The organism is Pseudorhizobium flavum (genome assembly GCF_044142885.1).
Classification (GTDB): domain Bacteria; phylum Pseudomonadota; class Alphaproteobacteria; order Rhizobiales; family Rhizobiaceae; genus Neorhizobium; species Neorhizobium flavum.
Window position 1 is genome coordinate 606,763 of record NZ_JBIOKZ010000001.1, and the last position, 14,497, is coordinate 621,259.

Here is a 14,497-nt window from a genome sequence, read left to right on the forward strand (position 1 = left end):
TCGTGTGCCGGAGAGTTTCCGGTATTTTCAGTGACGAGGCAGTTGCTTGCGCAGCAGATAAAGCGCCTCGAGCGCCTCGCGCGGTGTCATGTCGTCCGGATTGATCGCCTTCAAGGCTTCTTCCACCCTGGATGGCCCTACCCTCCGCTGCTCCTCGCGCCGGACGGCCACCTGAAACAGCGGCAGGTCATCGATTAGCTGGCTCGCCGGGTTCTTTCGGTCGGAATCCTCCAGCTTCGTCAGCACGTCCCTTGCCCGCGCGACCACAGAGGCAGGCAGGCCGGCAAGACGGGCAACCTGAATGCCATAGGAGCGGTCTGCGGCACCCGGTCCGACTTCATGGAGGAAGACCACTTCTCCATCCCATTCCTTGACCCGCATCGTGGCATTGGAAAGCCGGTTCAGCTTCTCCGACAGAACCGTCAGCTCGTGGAAATGGGTAGCGAAGAGCCCGCGGCAGCGGTTGACCTCATGCAGATGCTCGACCGCCGCCCATGCAATGGAGAGACCGTCAAAGGTGGCCGTTCCCCGGCCGATCTCATCGAGAATGACCAGCGAGCGATCGGTCGCCTGGTTGAGGATGGCAGCCGTCTCGACCATCTCCACCATGAAGGTGGACCGGCCCCGGGCGAGATCATCGGAGGCTCCGACGCGTGAAAACAGCCTGTCGACCACCCCGATATGCGCGGACGACGCCGGAACAAAGGACCCCATCTGGGCGAGGATGGCGATCAGCGCATTCTGCCGAAGGAATGTCGACTTGCCCCCCATGTTGGGGCCTGTCAGCAGCCAGAGAGCCCCGAACTCCCCTTCCTGCGACGGCGAGAGATCGCAGTCATTGGCAATGAAGGGACCTTCCGACTGCCGCCGCAGCGCCTGCTCCACGACCGGATGGCGGCCGCCTTCGATCGCAAACATACGGGACGCATCCACTGTCGGACGGCGATAGCTCCATTCTTCCGCGAGTATGGCCAGAGCCGCTGCCACGTCGATGACGGCGATTGCACGCGCGCCCTTCTTGATGGCCTCGGCCTCACCGGTCACCGCCTCGACCATACGATCGAAGGCCGCCAGCTCGATAGCCAGCGCGCGGTCGGCGGCGTTGGCAATCCGGCTCTCCAGATCGGCCAGCTCGGTGGTGGTGAAGCGCATGGCGTTCGCCATCGTTTGGCGATGGATAAAGCGCGCCTTCGCCTCCGGGCTGTCGGTCATCGGCGCGGCGTTCCCTGCCGTCACCTCTATGAAGTAGCCGAGTACGTTGTTGTGCTTGATCTTGAGCGATCGGATGCCGGTTTCCTCGGCATATTGCAGCTGTAGGCCGGCGATAACCCGTCGCGACTGATCGCGCAATGCACGCGCCTCGTCGAGTTCCGCATCGGCGCCTTCGCGCAGGAAGCCGCCGTCGCGCTTCAGGAGCGGCAGGTCCTCGGCCAGCGTCTCTGCGAGCCGCTGCTCCAGGTTTGGCGGGAGGGAACGGATATCCTCCAGCGCTGTTCCCAGTTCCTCCGGCAGCATCGATTTCTCGAGGAACGATGCGACGGCGCGGGCCACCTCGAGGCCGCGACGTATCGCGCCCAGGTCACGCGGGCCGCCCCGATCGAGCGCAAGGCGCGAAAGGGCCCGCGGCATGTCCGGAACATGCTTTAAGGTCGTCCGGAGCTCCGAGCAGAGTGACGGCTCATCTATCAGGAAGGAGATCGAATCCAGCCTTCGGTTGATCTGCACCGAGTCGGTCAACGGTGACATCAGTCGCTCGACGAGCAGGCGGGCGCCGCCACCGGTCACGGTCCGGTCGATGGCCTTTAGCAGGGTGCCGTCCCGGTCTCCGGACAGGGTCCGCGTCAGTTCCAGATTGCCGCGGGTGGCCGGGTCTATGAAGAGCGTCGAGGCGGCGCTCTCGCGCTCGGGGATGCCAAGTGGTGGCCGCTCGGATATCTGCGTCTTCTCCACATAAGCGACCGCGGCCGCAGCCGCCGCCATTTCTGCCCGGGAAAAGCTGCCGAAACCGTCAAGGGTGCCGACACTGAAATAGCGGGCAATGCGCCCTTCGGCGCTGGCGCTGTCGAAGAGAACGCTCGGCTGCGGGACCGCAACCTTGCCCAGAACGTCGAACACCGGCTTCAGTTCGGCATCGTGGAACATGGTGTCCGGCACGATCAGTTCGCGTGGATCGATCCGCAGGATGTCGGCGAGAAGTCGCGACTGATCGGTCTCGGCGAGCCGGAAGACGCCGGTCGAGATGTCGATCCAGGCTAGCGCCAGCTGAGGATCGGCTCCGCCACGAATACGTGCGAGCGCCATCAGGTAGTTTGGTTCCGAGGGAGAAAGCAGCTTTTCCTCGGTCAGCGTTCCCGGCGTCACGAGCCGGACGACGTCGCGCTTCACCACCGATTTCGAACCGCGCTTCTTCGCCTCTGCCGGATCCTCGACCTGCTCGCACACCGCCACCCGGAAGCCGAGCGAAATGAGCTTTTGCAGGTAGTCGTCGGCGGCGTGGATGGGAACGCCGCACATGGGGATGTCCTGGCCCATGTGCTGTCCGCGTCGGGTCAGGGTGATCCCCAGCGCCCGGGACGCCTCCACCGCATCTTCGAAAAAGAGCTCGTAGAAGTCTCCCATCCGGTAGAAGAGGAGCGAATCCGGGTTGTTCGCCTTGATCTCGATATACTGCTCCATCATCGGCGTTGCCGATGCGCGGCTTTCTGCCGTCGCCAGCTCAGCCGTGGTCAGCGCGTCGATGGAGAATCTTTCGAATTGCGTCACGGAACCGGTTTTTTGTTGCGCAGGGGAATTGCCGACACTATCGATGTTGGCCCCGGAAAGACAACAGCCGCCGCAGCCAGAAGAACGGCTGCCCACAGGAAGCTGGGAGGAGGAATGCCAGTGAATGAGAAGGCCGCCCGAACGCGCACATCCGTAACGGAAAGCGAAGCGCTCGCCTTCCATGCCGAGGGCAGGCCCGGCAAGCTGGAGATCAACCCAACCAAGCCGATGGCGACGCAGCGGGATCTGTCTCTGGCCTACTCCCCCGGTGTCGCGGTGCCGGTCAAGGCAATCGCCGCCGATCCTGCCACCGCCTACGACTATACCACCCGTGGCAACATGGTGGCAGTGATCTCCAACGGCACGGCGATCCTGGGTCTTGGCAATCTCGGCGCTCTGGCGTCGAAGCCGGTCATGGAGGGCAAGGCCGTTCTCTTCAAGCGCTTCGCCGATGTCGACTCCATCGACCTGGAAGTGGACACGGAAAATGTCGACGAGTTCGTCAACTGCGTCCGCTTCCTCGGCCCCTCCTTCGGCGGCATCAATCTCGAGGACATCAAGGCGCCCGAATGCTTCATCATCGAGAGCCGCCTGCGCGAGATGATGGACATTCCCGTCTTCCACGACGACCAGCACGGGACCGCGATCATTGCTGCCGCCGGCCTGGTCAATGCCCTGGAACTGACTGGGCGGGACCTCAAAAATACCCGGCTCATCTGCAACGGCGCCGGCGCTGCCGCGATCGCCTGCGTCGAACTCATCAAGGCCATGGGCTTCAACGCGGACAACATCATCCTCTGCGACACCAAGGGGGTCATCTACCAGGGCCGCGCCGAGGGAATGAACCAGTGGAAATCCGCTCATGCCGCCAAGACGGACAAGCGGACGCTGGCGGAGGCGATGGACGGTGCGGATGTCGTGTTCGGACTGTCGCAGAAGGGTGCCTTCTCGGAGGAGATGATCCGTTCGATGGCCGACAGGCCGATCATCTTCGCCATGGCCAATCCCGACCCGGAGATCACGCCGGAGGAAGTGGCCCGCATCCGCGACGACGCCATCATGGCGACCGGCCGTTCCGACTATCCGAACCAGGTCAACAACGTCCTCGGGTTCCCCTATATCTTCCGTGGTGCGCTGGACGTGCGGGCGACACAAATCAACGATGCGATGAAGATCGCCGCCGTGCGAGCGCTGGCAAGTCTGGCGCGCGAGGACGTGCCGGACGATGTCGCGGCCGCCTACCAGGGCAACCGCCCGATATTCGGATCCCAGTACATCATCCCCGTGCCGTTCGATCCGCGGCTGATTTCAGCCATTCCGGTCGCGGTTGCGGAAGCCGCGATGGAGAGCGGCGTGGCACAGCGGAATATTCCTGACCTTGCCGCCTATGCGCGGGAACTATCGGCACGGCGCGACCCGATCGCGGCGACGACGCAAGGCATCTACGAGCGCGTGCGCCGCTTCCCCAAACGTGTCGTCTTCGCCGAGGCCGAGGAGGAGCAGGTGATGCGGGCGGCCGTCTCCTTTGCCCATCACCAACTCGGTACTGCCATCCTGCTCGGGCGCGATGACGTAATAAGAACGACGGCGGAGAAGGCAGGAATCGACCTCGAACGGCCGAACATCGAAATCGTCAACGCACGCATCTCGACGCGCGTGGACGCCTATATCGATCATCTTTACGAGCGCCTGCAGCGAAAAGGCTTCCTGTTGCGGGACGTGCAGCGCCTGATCCACAACGACCGCAATCACTTCGCCGCGACGATGGTGGCCGTCGGTGACGCGGATGCAATGGTCACAGGCACGACCCGAAACTATGCGACGGCGCTGCAGGACATTCGCCGCTGCATCAACACCAAGCCGGGCCATCGCGTCATCGGCGTGTCGCTCGCCCTGTCGCGCGGCCGGACGGTGTTCGTCGCAGATACGGCAGTTCACGACATGCCGACGGCGGAGGAGCTTGCGGATATCGCCGTCGAAGCTGCCCGGGTTGCGCGCCGCATGGGCTACGAGCCGCGCGTCGCCCTGCTCGCCTATTCGACCTTCGGCCAACCCACCGGGGAACGCTCCGAGCGTGTACGGGAGGCGGTCAAGATCCTCGACCGTCGCCGTGTCGACTTCGAGTATGATGGTGAGATGGCCGCCGACATCGCACTCAATCCGCAGCGGATGGAGCAGTACCCCTTCTGCCGCCTCTCCGGCACGGCCAATGTCCTGGTGATGCCGGCCATCCATTCGGCCTCCATCTCGACACGCATGCTGGCGGAACTGGGCGCGGCGACCGTGATCGGGCCGCTTCTGGTTGGGCTCGACAAATCGGTGCAGATCACCTCGATGGGCGCCAAGGATTCCGACATCGTGAACATGGCGGCGATCGCCGCCTACAACGCGGGAAGCTAGCGGTCAGCTGGCGAACCGTCCCGCATCGGCACCGTAGTAGTTGATGTAGCGGTTGGAGATCGCGGAAATTGGCAACACGACCAGCACATCAGTCGTGTTGAAGGCCGCGTCCACCACCGCACCGTCGCCAATCATGGCCCCGAGGCGGAGATAGCCCTTGATCAGCGGCGGCATGGCCGCCAGCGCCTTGCGCGTGTCTATCCCTTCCGGCGGCACGAGGTCCATCTCCCGGCGCAGGTCCGGGCGGGCTGCAACGGCCCATTCGCCCTTCGCACTAACATTGTGCTGGAGGAAGGACAGCGCCAGGGCATGCTCCTCCGGATGGATCCCCGGAAAGGAGGCACAGCCAAACATGGCCGCCATGCCGTGCTTCAGCGCATAGGCCCAGTTGCCCTGCCAGAGAAGTTCCACTGTCCGCTTCGTCCGATAGGCCGGCAGGACGCAGGAGCGACCCAGTTCCATGAACTGCTTGTCGGGATGACGCGCAAGCAACGGCTCGATCTCGAACTCCGAGGCGCTGTAGAAGCCGCCATGGGACATGGCCACCTGATGGCGCAACAGTCGATAGGTGCCGACGATCTGGTCCTCGATCTCACCCTCGATGGCACGATCGATGACGAGGAGATGGTCGCAGATGGCATCGAAGGTATCGATGTCACGGCGAAGGCGCATCGCCTCCGGCGGCAGTTGCGCCTTCATCTCTTCCACGAAGACGCGGTAGCGGACGGCCTGCGCCGCATCCACTTCACGCGAAGTCCGCGCAAGCCGCGTTTCCAGGCTGCCGATCCGTCCAAGGATCTCGTCGGACGGCTGCTGAACCAGAGTCTGATTGGGGTTCGCGTTCACGTCATGCTTCAGAAGGTCTAGCGCCATGGTGATTTGCCCCACAGGTTCAACTCACCGCCGTATAATCATCTTCCCGCTACAGAAAAATGACAATGGGTGTCACAATAGGTTGGGGCAGCGCCGCCGGTCAATGTAGTTCCGTTGAAGCAACCTTGCGCGAGGCCAGCTGTTCGACCAGTTGCAGCAGATGCTGAGGGTCCGCCGGCTTCCCGAGCCGCGCGCTTATGCCGAGTGCTTCCGAACCGACCAGCGACTGTCCTGAAGCATCTCCGGAAAGCACGATGACCGGCGTGGCTGAAAGAGCGTTCAAAGCTTCATGCCGCCGCAGTTCAGCCAGTGCCTCCATGGTGGCCATGCCCGGCATGTGCAGGTCGGTAACAATGACATCGGGGCGACCGTCCGGTATTGCGGCATGATCGAGAATCGATCTTGCATTGTCGACGACATCCACGCGGTGGCCCCTTTTCCTCAGAGCAGCGCTGACCAGTTTCGCCCCTACGGGATCATCCTCTGCGACAAGAACATGTAGCCTCGACACTGCAGGTGGGCTCACCGCTTCCGTTGTCGATCCGGCCGAAAGACTTCCTTCGCCGCGGCTCCGAGAGCCTCTTAGGCGGCCGGACAGGACATCGATCAGCGACTTTTCACGCAGCGGCCGTATCAGCCATGCGTCATACAGCTCCTGCGGCTGCGAGGCCCGCTCTTCCGGGTTGACGAGGAGGATGCGGTGCAGCGGAATGGCACCTTGACCGTCTATCGGCTGGGCCGCCAGTCGATGATCGACAATCAGATCGGTAAAGGGCGGCTGTGCTGAATCGCCCGCAAGCAGCTCGGCTGCTTCCACTGCGCTCTCGACATGTCGGCAGGTTCCCCCGAGCGTTTCAATCGTCGCGACGGTCGCCGTGGCCGCCGGCCCGGCTGGTGCCAGCAACAGGACCCGATTGCGCTCCAGCAGGCTACCTCGCCGGGTAGCGCCCGCCGGCGCATCCTCGGCAAGCCTCAGCGGGAAACGGATCGTGAAGGTGGTGCCCAGGCCAGGCTCGCTCGCTGCCGAGAGACTGCCGCCGAGTTCCCGCAATATGTGAAGGGCTATCGCAAGCCCAAGACCCGTTCCGCCACTGCGCTGGGCCGCATTACCCATCTGCTCGAACTCGCGGAACAGCCGTTTCCGGGCATCGGCATCCATTCCGGGACCAGTGTCGGCGACGGCGATGACGACGTCCGAACCGTCCGCGCGGACGCTGATCAGGACGCCGCCGCGTTCGGTGAACTTCACGGCATTGCCAATCACGTTGAAAAGCACCTGCCGAAGACGAGCGGGATCGAACTCAAGCAGTTCCGGTACGTCTGCTGCAACCGTCGCGGCGAGCTCTATGCCCTTCTCATGCGCGCGGGGGGCGAGCATTTCGACGACTGTTTCGATCTGCTGACGGATGCTGGCTGTCCGGTTGTTGAGGCGAAAGCGTCCCGCTTCGAGCGTGGAAAAGTCGAGAAGGTCCTCTACAAGCTGCGCCAGCGCATGTCCCGACTGGCGGATGCCACTCAGGTAGTTCTGCTGTTCCGCCGTAAGCCGGGTCTGTCCGAGAAGATGGGTCATGCCGAGAATGCCGTTCAGCGGCGTTCTCAGTTCATGCACGACCGTCGCTAGCTGGCGCGATTTCGCGGCGCTCTCCGCTTCTGCCTCACGAAGCCGCCTCCCGGAAACGCGGTCCATAAAGATCGAGCAGCTATCACGCAGCCGCGGCAGTTGATCTTTCAAGGTGGCAAAGGGGAAACGCATCGGAAATGGCCCGGCACAGTTTCCCCGAACATTGCACTTGCAATGCTAACAAATCTCTACTCGCTCTCGCTGGCGCGGGCAGCCTTCCGCGACCCCAGCAGCTCATCCAGGATCACAAGGGCGGCTCCGATCGAAATGAAACTGTCGGCAAGGTTGAAGACGGCGAAGGACCAGGTCTGCGTATAGAAGAGGATGTAATCGATCACGTGGCCATAGACGAACCCATCGATCAGGTTGCCGATCGCGCCTGCGACGATGAGGGTGAATCCGAGATGGGCGAAACCACGTTCCCCGGGCGTGCGGCGCCAGAGCCAGAGCACGAACGCCACAATCACGACCCGCATGCCGATGATGAACTCCCTCTCCATTCCCGACAGGAGAGAGAAGGCGACGCCGAGATTGTAGGTCCGGTAGAGCGCCAGCATCGGCAGGACGGTAACCGCCTCTTCCAGCGGCAGATAGGCTTCGACCGCAAGCTTGATCGCCTGATCCAGCACGACGGCAATGACGATAAGCACTACCGCGACGAGCGGACGTGAGAACCTGGAAGCAGTCGCTACGATCATCCGGCGTCCTCCAGCTTCAGGAGATGACGGCGGGCCTCAAAGAGCATGACCGCCGTCGCGACCGCAAGATTGAGGCTGTCTGCCCTGCCCTGCTGTGGAATGCGCACCAGTCGATCGGCGGACTTCGCCAGTGCCTCGGGAAGACCTGATTGTTCATTACCCATCAGCAGGACCGTCGGTTTCTTTTCATAATTGACTGTCCGATAGTCAACCGCACCGGCGAGATGGGTTGCGACGACCTGGGCACCCGAACGCTTCTGCCACGCAAAGAATTCCTCGGTCGTCGCTCTGGCGAGGGGGACCGCGAAAACGGATCCCATCGTGGCGCGGACGGTTTCCAGCGAGAAGGGATCGGTACATTCCCCGACCAAGATCACGCCAGAGGCACCGGCCGCGTCCGCGGTACGGATGATCGTGCCCAGATTGCCCGGATCGCGGACGCGATCGAGGGCTACATAGGTCATCCCTTGGCTCGGCCGGAGGTCCTCAAGCGGTGTCCAACGCTGCTCGAAAATGCCGACCACCATTTGCGGATTGTCTCGACGCGTGATGGAGGAGAGGACCTTCTCGCTGACTTCCAGCACGAGCCCCCCCTTGGCGACTGTGCGGGCAGCTACCTGTTCCACCAGAGGCTTTCCCTTGGCGGCCTTCGCATAGACGAGGGTCCGGATAGCCCAGCCCAGTTCCAGCGCATCGATGACCAGCTTCAGCCCTTCTGCCATGAAGGTCCCGCTCTGCTCGCGATCCTTCTTGTTGCTGAGCGCCTTGATATCCTTGACGATCGGATTTGAGAGGCTGGTCACCTCCTTTACCTGACCGACGCGCCGAGGAACCGCGTTGTGGTGATCATTGGTCATTCGCGCACCCAGCGGCTGAATAGCGAGGTTGACAGGGCACGACCGACAGCACTGCCCTCGATTCCCGTTTCGCGAATGACCAGTTCTCCCGATTCCACGACACCGCCCGCGCCGCGCATGTTCTCGCGCATCAGTTCGTGCATCGAATAGAAGCTCGCCCGGATCGAATAGGCGGTCAGCACGAGACCGACAGCGTTAGGAGACAGCAGTTCTCGGCACACGTCCAGCATCAGGGGAAGATGCTCGAACAGATGCCAGACTTCGCCATTGGGACCGCGGCCAAACTTCGGCGGATCGGTCAGGATAATATCGTAGTGGTTGCCTCGCCGTTCCTCCCTCTGGATGAACTTCATGGCGTCTTCGCAAATCCACCGGATCGGCGCCCGCTCCAGGCGCGACAGGGCCTGGTTCTCGCGAGCCCATCCGATCGCCTTCTTCGACGCGTCCACATGGGTGACCTCGGCGCCGGCAGCGGCGGCGACAAGCGAGGCAACTCCCGTATAACCGAAGAGGTTCAGCACCTTGAGCGGGCGGTCAGCACTCTCGACCTGCTGCTTCATCCACTCCCAGTGTACGATCTGCTCCGGGAACACGCCGACATGGCGAAAAGAGGTGAAGCGGCCAAGGAAATCGACGCCAAGCAGCGACAGGGGCCAGGTTTCTCCCAGCGCCTCTTTCGGAAAGCGCCAGCGTCCAATGCCGTCCTCGTCCGTATCTCCGGTGAATACGGCATCGACCTTCTCCCAGACTGAAGGGGGGAGCGACGGCTGCCAGAGTGCCTGTGCTTCCGGCCGGACGATCCGATAGGGTCCGTATTGCTCAAGCTTCAATCCGTTGCCGCTGTCGATCAGGTGAAAGTCCCCGGCGCCGCGCGACTCGAGGATGACCGGCACGCGCTCCGACGGGCGTTCGCCGACCCGCTGGATTAGAGGCCGCTGTGGCGCAGGCTCGGCCGCCGCTCGGCCGCCAGCGACAGATACTCCCTCGCGCTCGCCCTTTGCCGGCCCGCCGGGACGGGGGCGCGCGGAACGCGGGCTGCCGCTCGTGCCGGGTCTCCGCTCCGTGCGTTTTTCCCTGTTTTTCACTGCACATCCGATCGGTTGACGTTTCGCTGCAAATAGCAATTGCCCCGGCAGTTGGCAAAGGGCTTTAGAGCCGGCGAGGGTCACCGGGGACCTTCTACTCTGGGGCGTCCATTAGGGATGCGTTGACTTTGGAGGTTCACAGGCGTAGAAGCCCGCCGCAATTGCAACGGACAAAAGCAAGCACCCTTACCCACTCGCCATGCCTCCTAAAAACGTCCCGGTGCCGCGTGAAGCGCTTGGATGAGGTGGATGGTTGGCGTAGACTGAAACACGCAAGTCACGATAAGAAGGAACCAATCCATGAGTGTGCGTGTATCTGGTAAACAGATGGAGATCGGTGAATCGTTCCGCCAGCGGATCGAGGACCAGATCGGCGAGGCTGTCGCCAAGTACTTCGACGGGGGGTACGCAGGTCAGGTGATCGTGGAGAAATCCGGATCGCGTTTCTCGGCCGATTGCAAGATACATCTCGATACCGGCATTGTCCTGCATGCAGCAGGCCAGGCTAACGATCCGCAGCTAAGCTTCGATGCCGCCGCCGAGCGCATCGAGAAGCGTCTTCGGCGCTACAAGCGCAAGCTGAAGGACCATCATGGCGGTTCCCACGGCAACGGCCAGGAAATCGCTTACACCGTCATGGATGCCATTCCGGAAGAAGACGAGGAACTGCCAGAGGATTTCGCGCCCACGATCGTGGCGGAAAGTTCCAAGCAGTTGCGCACGATGTCGGTCGCTACCGCTGTCATGGCCCTGGACATGACCGACGAGCCGGTCCTGCTTTTCCGGAGCCCCGGCAAGGAAGACCTGAACATCGTCTATCGCCGCAACGACGGCAATATCGGCTGGATCGACTCCACCAATATCAAAGGCTAACGATTCTGGGAGAGCGTTGGCGACGACGCTCCCTCCACCTTGCGGTGGTAAAAAGGAAGAAGAGAATGGCTTTGGCAGATTTGCTGCAGCAAGATGCGATTATTCCCGCCCTGAAAGTAAATTCCAAGAAGCAGCTGTTGCAGGAGTTGGCCTCCAGGGCCTCCAAGCTCACTGGGGTTGCGGAGCGGGAGATCTTCGACGTCATCCTGCAGCGGGAACGGTTGGGTTCGACCGGCGTCGGTCACGGCGTGGCCATTCCGCATGGCAAGCTTAACAGTATTTCGTCCATTAGCGGTGTCTTCGCGCGACTTGAAACGCCCGTTGACTTCGAGGCGTTGGACGATGAACCCGTCGATCTCGTATTCCTTCTGCTTGCTCCCGAAGGGGCAGGAGCGGACCACCTCAAGGCGCTTTCGCGGATCGCCCGCGTGTTGCGCGACCAGGAACTTGTCGCGAAGCTTCGCCAGACGGATTCGGCATCGGCGATCTACGCCTTCCTGAACCAGGAACAGGCGACCGCCGCCTGACAACAGGGCTGAGAACGAAATAGCCGCCCGGCGCCTATGGCAGCGGGCGGCTATTTTGCGTTTACGGAGAGGTTGTCAGCCGTTCGTCGTTTCGCTCTCGCCGGGGGCGGTAATTGCTTCGACCTTCGGGCCTCCCTTGGAAACGCCCACCATGGCCGGCCTCAGGACACGCTCACCAATCGTGTATCCCGCCTGAACCACCTGGAGAATGGTGTTGTTCGGCACGTCGGGATTGGGGATCTCGAACATGGCCTGGTGGAAGTTGGGATCGAACTTCTGGCCCTCGGCGTCCATCTTCTTCACGCCGTGGCGCTCGAGCGCAGACAGCATCGAACGTTCGGTCATTTCCACGCCTTCGAGCAGCGAGGTCAGGCTCTGGTCGGCCGCGGCACGAATTTCGGCCGGGACGGCATCGATCGCCCGACGGAGATTGTCGGAGACGGCCAGCATGTCGCGCGCGAAGGCGGCGACTGAATAGGACTTCGCGTCCTTCACATCGCGTTCCGTGCGACGACGCAGGTTTTCCATCTCGGCGGCCATACGCAGGAAACGATCGCGAAGATCGGCATTTTCGGCCTTGATCGCTTCGATGGGATCAGGCTCGGCGTTTTGGGGTTCGCCACCCTCAACCGTCTCCTGATCCTGCTGCCCCGATGCTACGGCCTCGGCAGCGTTTTCCGCGGCGGTTTCGTGCTTTCCCGCGTCAGGTCCGGTTTTCTTTGTCTCGTCGGTCATGACCTTCTCCGGTATCTTCGTTCACAAAGTCGTGCCCGATATCGAGGTTTGAACCTCAAAAATCAAGGCTGGTCCGAGAATGGGATGTTATCTGGGCTGCCGCGTCAGGCGTGCCAGAAGCTGGGCGGTATAGTCGACCATCGGGACGACCCGCGAATAATTAAGCCGTGTCGGACCGATCACGCCGACGGCCCCCACGATGCGCTCTTCCTGATCCCTGTAAGGCGCGACGATCAGGGACGAGCCCGAGAGCGAGAAGAGCTTGTTCTCCGACCCGATGAAGATCCTGACGCCCGGCCCACTTTCGGCAAGGTTCAGTATCTCGATGAGGCTGTCCTTCTTCTCCAGATCGTCGAAGAGCAGGCGCAGCCTGTCCAGGTCGTCGAGACCCGTCATTCCTTCGAGCAGGTTCGCGCGCCCGCGCACGATCAGCTGGTTGGGTTTGCCGTCTTCGCGCGTCCCGGACCAGACGGCCAGGCCGCGCTGCACCAAGTCCTGCGACAGCGCCGTCAGTTCGGTCTGAACCTGCGTCTTCAGCCTCTCAAGTTCTGCGCGAAGCTCGAGGAGCGTCTGGCCCGTCAGATGAGCGTTCAGGAAGTTTGCGGCTTCTGTCAGCTGCGAGGAAGTTACTCCCGCAGGCAGGTCGATGATCCGGTTTTCCACCTGGTTATGTTCGCCGACGAGGACCGCTAGCGCCTTGGTCGGCTCCAGCCGGATGAACTCGACATGCTTGAGGATAGGATCGCTCTTGGTGGTGACGACGATGCCGGCGCCGCGCGAGACACCGGAGAGCATCCGGCTGGCATCGTGCATCAGGCTCTCAAGCGGTCGGTCACGGTCCTCCGGGCGGATCTGTCGCTCGATGCTCGTCCGCTCCTCCTCCGAGAGGTCACCCACCTGCATGAAGGCATCGACGAAAAAGCGCAGGCCGGACTGGGTCGGCAATCGACCTGCGCTGACGTGTGGAGAATAAATGAGGCCGAGCTCTTCCAGATCGCTCATGACATTGCGAACGGATGCCGGCGATAGCGACATGGGCAGGAGACGGGAGAGATTTCGAGAGCCCAGTGGTTCTCCGGTTTCAAGGTAGCTTTCGACGATGCGTCTGAAGATCTCACGCGAACGGTCGTCAAGCACCGCGCCGCTTTCCCTTCGTTCCATCAATCCCATCGTTCCCTTGGAGCCCTCGGTTCGTCTTGATCAAATATAGTCATCCGGCACGGTCTTCGCCACACGGAAAGTTATGCGCGCGTTTGGCCTGCTTCCGATACACGCCCCGCCCCTTTTCCTTTGCAAATGCCGGGCGACGTCCGTAGAACGCCTAGGAAATTCTCAGGAGCATGACATGCGGCCTTCAGGCAGAAAAACCGACCAGATGCGCAAGGTTTCCTTCGAGCGCAACTTCTCGAAACATGCGGAAGGGTCCTGCCTCGTCCGCTTCGGAGACACTCACGTTCTCTGCACCGCAAGCCTTGAGGAGAAGCCTCCGGCATGGCTTCGCAACAGCGGCAAGGGCTGGGTGACGGCGGAATACGGCATGCTGCCGCGCGCGACCGGTGATCGGATGAAGCGCGAAGCTGCGTCCGGCAAGCAAGGCGGGCGTACCCAGGAAATCCAGCGCCTGATCGGCCGCTCGCTTCGCGCCGTGGTGGACCTGAGCGCGCTTGGGGAAAAGCAGATCACCATCGACTGCGACGTCATTCAGGCGGACGGCGGAACGCGTACCGCAGCCATCACCGGGGGTTGGATCGCCCTGCACGACTGCCTGAAATGGATGGAAGCCCGTTCGATGACGAAGCTCGACAAGGTCCTGAAGGACCACGTCGCGGCGATCTCCTGCGGTATCTTCGCTGGACAGTCGGTCATCGACCTCGACTATCTCGAAGATTCCGCCGCCGAAACGGATGCCAATTTTGTCATGACCGGCACGGGCGGTATCGTGGAGGTACAGGGAACCGCCGAGGGTGCACCGTTCAGCCAGGAAGAGTTCCTTTCACTGCTGGCGCTGGCGAAGGCGGGAACCGAGGAACTGGTGGCACTTCAGAAGCAGGCCATCGCTGCCTGA

At 62.2% G+C, this 14,497-nt stretch carries 12 protein-coding genes; 4 read left to right on the top strand and 8 right to left on the bottom strand.

What is annotated here, in order from left to right; all coding sequences use genetic code 11:
• Positions 1-27: 27 nt before the first annotated feature.
• Positions 28-2,679 carry a DNA mismatch repair protein MutS gene (mutS, locus tag ACEPP2_RS02860; protein ID WP_395515801.1) on the bottom strand — a complete coding sequence of 884 codons (2,652 nt, stop codon included), beginning with the start codon at positions 2,677-2,679 and terminating at the stop codon, positions 28-30.
• Between the two features lie 198 nt (positions 2,680-2,877).
• Here mutS and ACEPP2_RS02865 point away from each other — a divergent pair, with 198 nt between their 5' ends.
• Positions 2,878-5,163 (top strand): NADP-dependent malic enzyme, encoded by a 2,286-nt coding sequence (locus tag ACEPP2_RS02865; protein ID WP_395515728.1) that lies wholly within the window; start codon positions 2,878-2,880, stop codon positions 5,161-5,163.
• A gap of 3 nt (positions 5,164-5,166) precedes the next feature.
• Here ACEPP2_RS02865 and ACEPP2_RS02870 read toward each other — a convergent pair whose 3' ends face one another.
• The 5 genes from ACEPP2_RS02870 to ACEPP2_RS02890 all read right to left on the bottom strand — a co-directional run bounded on the left by ACEPP2_RS02870 (position 5,167) and on the right by ACEPP2_RS02890 (position 10,297).
• Entirely contained in the window at positions 5,167-6,036 is an 870-nt protein-coding gene (locus tag ACEPP2_RS02870) for a GNAT family N-acetyltransferase (RefSeq protein WP_281978160.1), read from the bottom strand.
• A 100-nt stretch (positions 6,037-6,136) separates the two neighbouring features.
• Positions 6,137-7,723, bottom strand: a complete 1,587-nt coding sequence (locus ACEPP2_RS02875) for a hybrid sensor histidine kinase/response regulator (RefSeq protein ID WP_395515729.1) — start codon at positions 7,721-7,723, stop codon at positions 6,137-6,139.
• Positions 7,724-7,845: 122 nt separating this feature from the next.
• Positions 7,846-8,355 (bottom strand): signal peptidase II, encoded by a 510-nt coding sequence (gene lspA, locus ACEPP2_RS02880; RefSeq protein ID WP_281978162.1) that lies wholly within the window; start codon positions 8,353-8,355, stop codon positions 7,846-7,848.
• Positions 8,352-9,212 (bottom strand): TrmH family RNA methyltransferase, encoded by an 861-nt coding sequence (locus tag ACEPP2_RS02885; RefSeq protein ID WP_281978163.1) that lies wholly within the window; start codon positions 9,210-9,212, stop codon positions 8,352-8,354. The genes lspA and ACEPP2_RS02885 overlap by 4 nt, the downstream gene beginning before the upstream one ends.
• Positions 9,209-10,297: a class I SAM-dependent methyltransferase gene (locus ACEPP2_RS02890; protein ID WP_281978164.1), complete on the bottom strand. Its 1,089-nt coding sequence runs from the start codon at positions 10,295-10,297 to the stop codon at positions 9,209-9,211. The genes ACEPP2_RS02885 and ACEPP2_RS02890 overlap by 4 nt, the downstream gene beginning before the upstream one ends.
• A 300-nt stretch (positions 10,298-10,597) precedes the next feature.
• Here ACEPP2_RS02890 and hpf point away from each other — a divergent pair, with 300 nt between their 5' ends.
• Both hpf and ptsN read left to right on the top strand, forming a co-directional pair.
• Entirely contained in the window at positions 10,598-11,170 is a 573-nt protein-coding gene (gene hpf, locus ACEPP2_RS02895; protein WP_052636606.1) for a ribosome hibernation-promoting factor, HPF/YfiA family, read from the top strand.
• 65 nt (positions 11,171-11,235) lie between these two features.
• Positions 11,236-11,697, top strand: coding sequence for a PTS IIA-like nitrogen regulatory protein PtsN (gene ptsN / locus ACEPP2_RS02900; RefSeq protein ID WP_052636604.1), 462 nt, complete (start codon positions 11,236-11,238; stop codon positions 11,695-11,697).
• A 75-nt stretch (positions 11,698-11,772) separates the two neighbouring features.
• Here the strand turns inward: ptsN and grpE are convergent, their stop codons facing one another.
• Together grpE and hrcA are read right to left on the bottom strand one after the other, a co-directional pair.
• A complete protein-coding gene (gene grpE / locus ACEPP2_RS02905) occupies positions 11,773-12,432 on the bottom strand; it encodes a nucleotide exchange factor GrpE (protein WP_281978165.1) in 660 nt (219 codons plus the stop codon).
• Between the two features lie 87 nt (positions 12,433-12,519).
• On the bottom strand, positions 12,520-13,602 hold the full coding sequence (gene hrcA, locus ACEPP2_RS02910; protein WP_142588653.1) for a heat-inducible transcriptional repressor HrcA: 1,083 nt from the start codon (positions 13,600-13,602) through the stop codon (positions 12,520-12,522).
• A 175-nt stretch (positions 13,603-13,777) separates the two neighbouring features.
• On the opposite strand from hrcA, the gene rph reads away from it, so the two are divergent.
• Positions 13,778-14,497 (top strand): ribonuclease PH, encoded by a 720-nt coding sequence (gene rph, locus ACEPP2_RS02915; protein ID WP_152341194.1) that lies wholly within the window; start codon positions 13,778-13,780, stop codon positions 14,495-14,497.

Coding starts and splice junctions, on each gene's coding strand:
- mutS (WP_395515801.1), bottom strand. CDS start 2,679: ATGATGGAGCAGTATATCGAGATCAAGGCGAACAACCCGGATTCGCTC.
- ACEPP2_RS02865 (WP_395515728.1), top strand. CDS start 2,878: ATGCCAGTGAATGAGAAGGCCGCCCGAACGCGCACATCCGTAACGGAA.
- ACEPP2_RS02870 (WP_281978160.1), bottom strand. CDS start 6,036: ATGGCGCTAGACCTTCTGAAGCATGACGTGAACGCGAACCCCAATCAG.
- ACEPP2_RS02875 (WP_395515729.1), bottom strand. CDS start 7,723: ATGGACCGCGTTTCCGGGAGGCGGCTTCGTGAGGCAGAAGCGGAGAGC.
- lspA (WP_281978162.1), bottom strand. CDS start 8,355: ATGATCGTAGCGACTGCTTCCAGGTTCTCACGTCCGCTCGTCGCGGTA.
- ACEPP2_RS02885 (WP_281978163.1), bottom strand. CDS start 9,212: ATGACCAATGATCACCACAACGCGGTTCCTCGGCGCGTCGGTCAGGTA.
- hpf (WP_052636606.1), top strand. CDS start 10,598: ATGAGTGTGCGTGTATCTGGTAAACAGATGGAGATCGGTGAATCGTTC.
- ptsN (WP_052636604.1), top strand. CDS start 11,236: ATGGCTTTGGCAGATTTGCTGCAGCAAGATGCGATTATTCCCGCCCTG.
- grpE (WP_281978165.1), bottom strand. CDS start 12,432: ATGACCGACGAGACAAAGAAAACCGGACCTGACGCGGGAAAGCACGAA.
- hrcA (WP_142588653.1), bottom strand. CDS start 13,602: ATGGGATTGATGGAACGAAGGGAAAGCGGCGCGGTGCTTGACGACCGT.
- rph (WP_152341194.1), top strand. CDS start 13,778: ATGCGGCCTTCAGGCAGAAAAACCGACCAGATGCGCAAGGTTTCCTTC.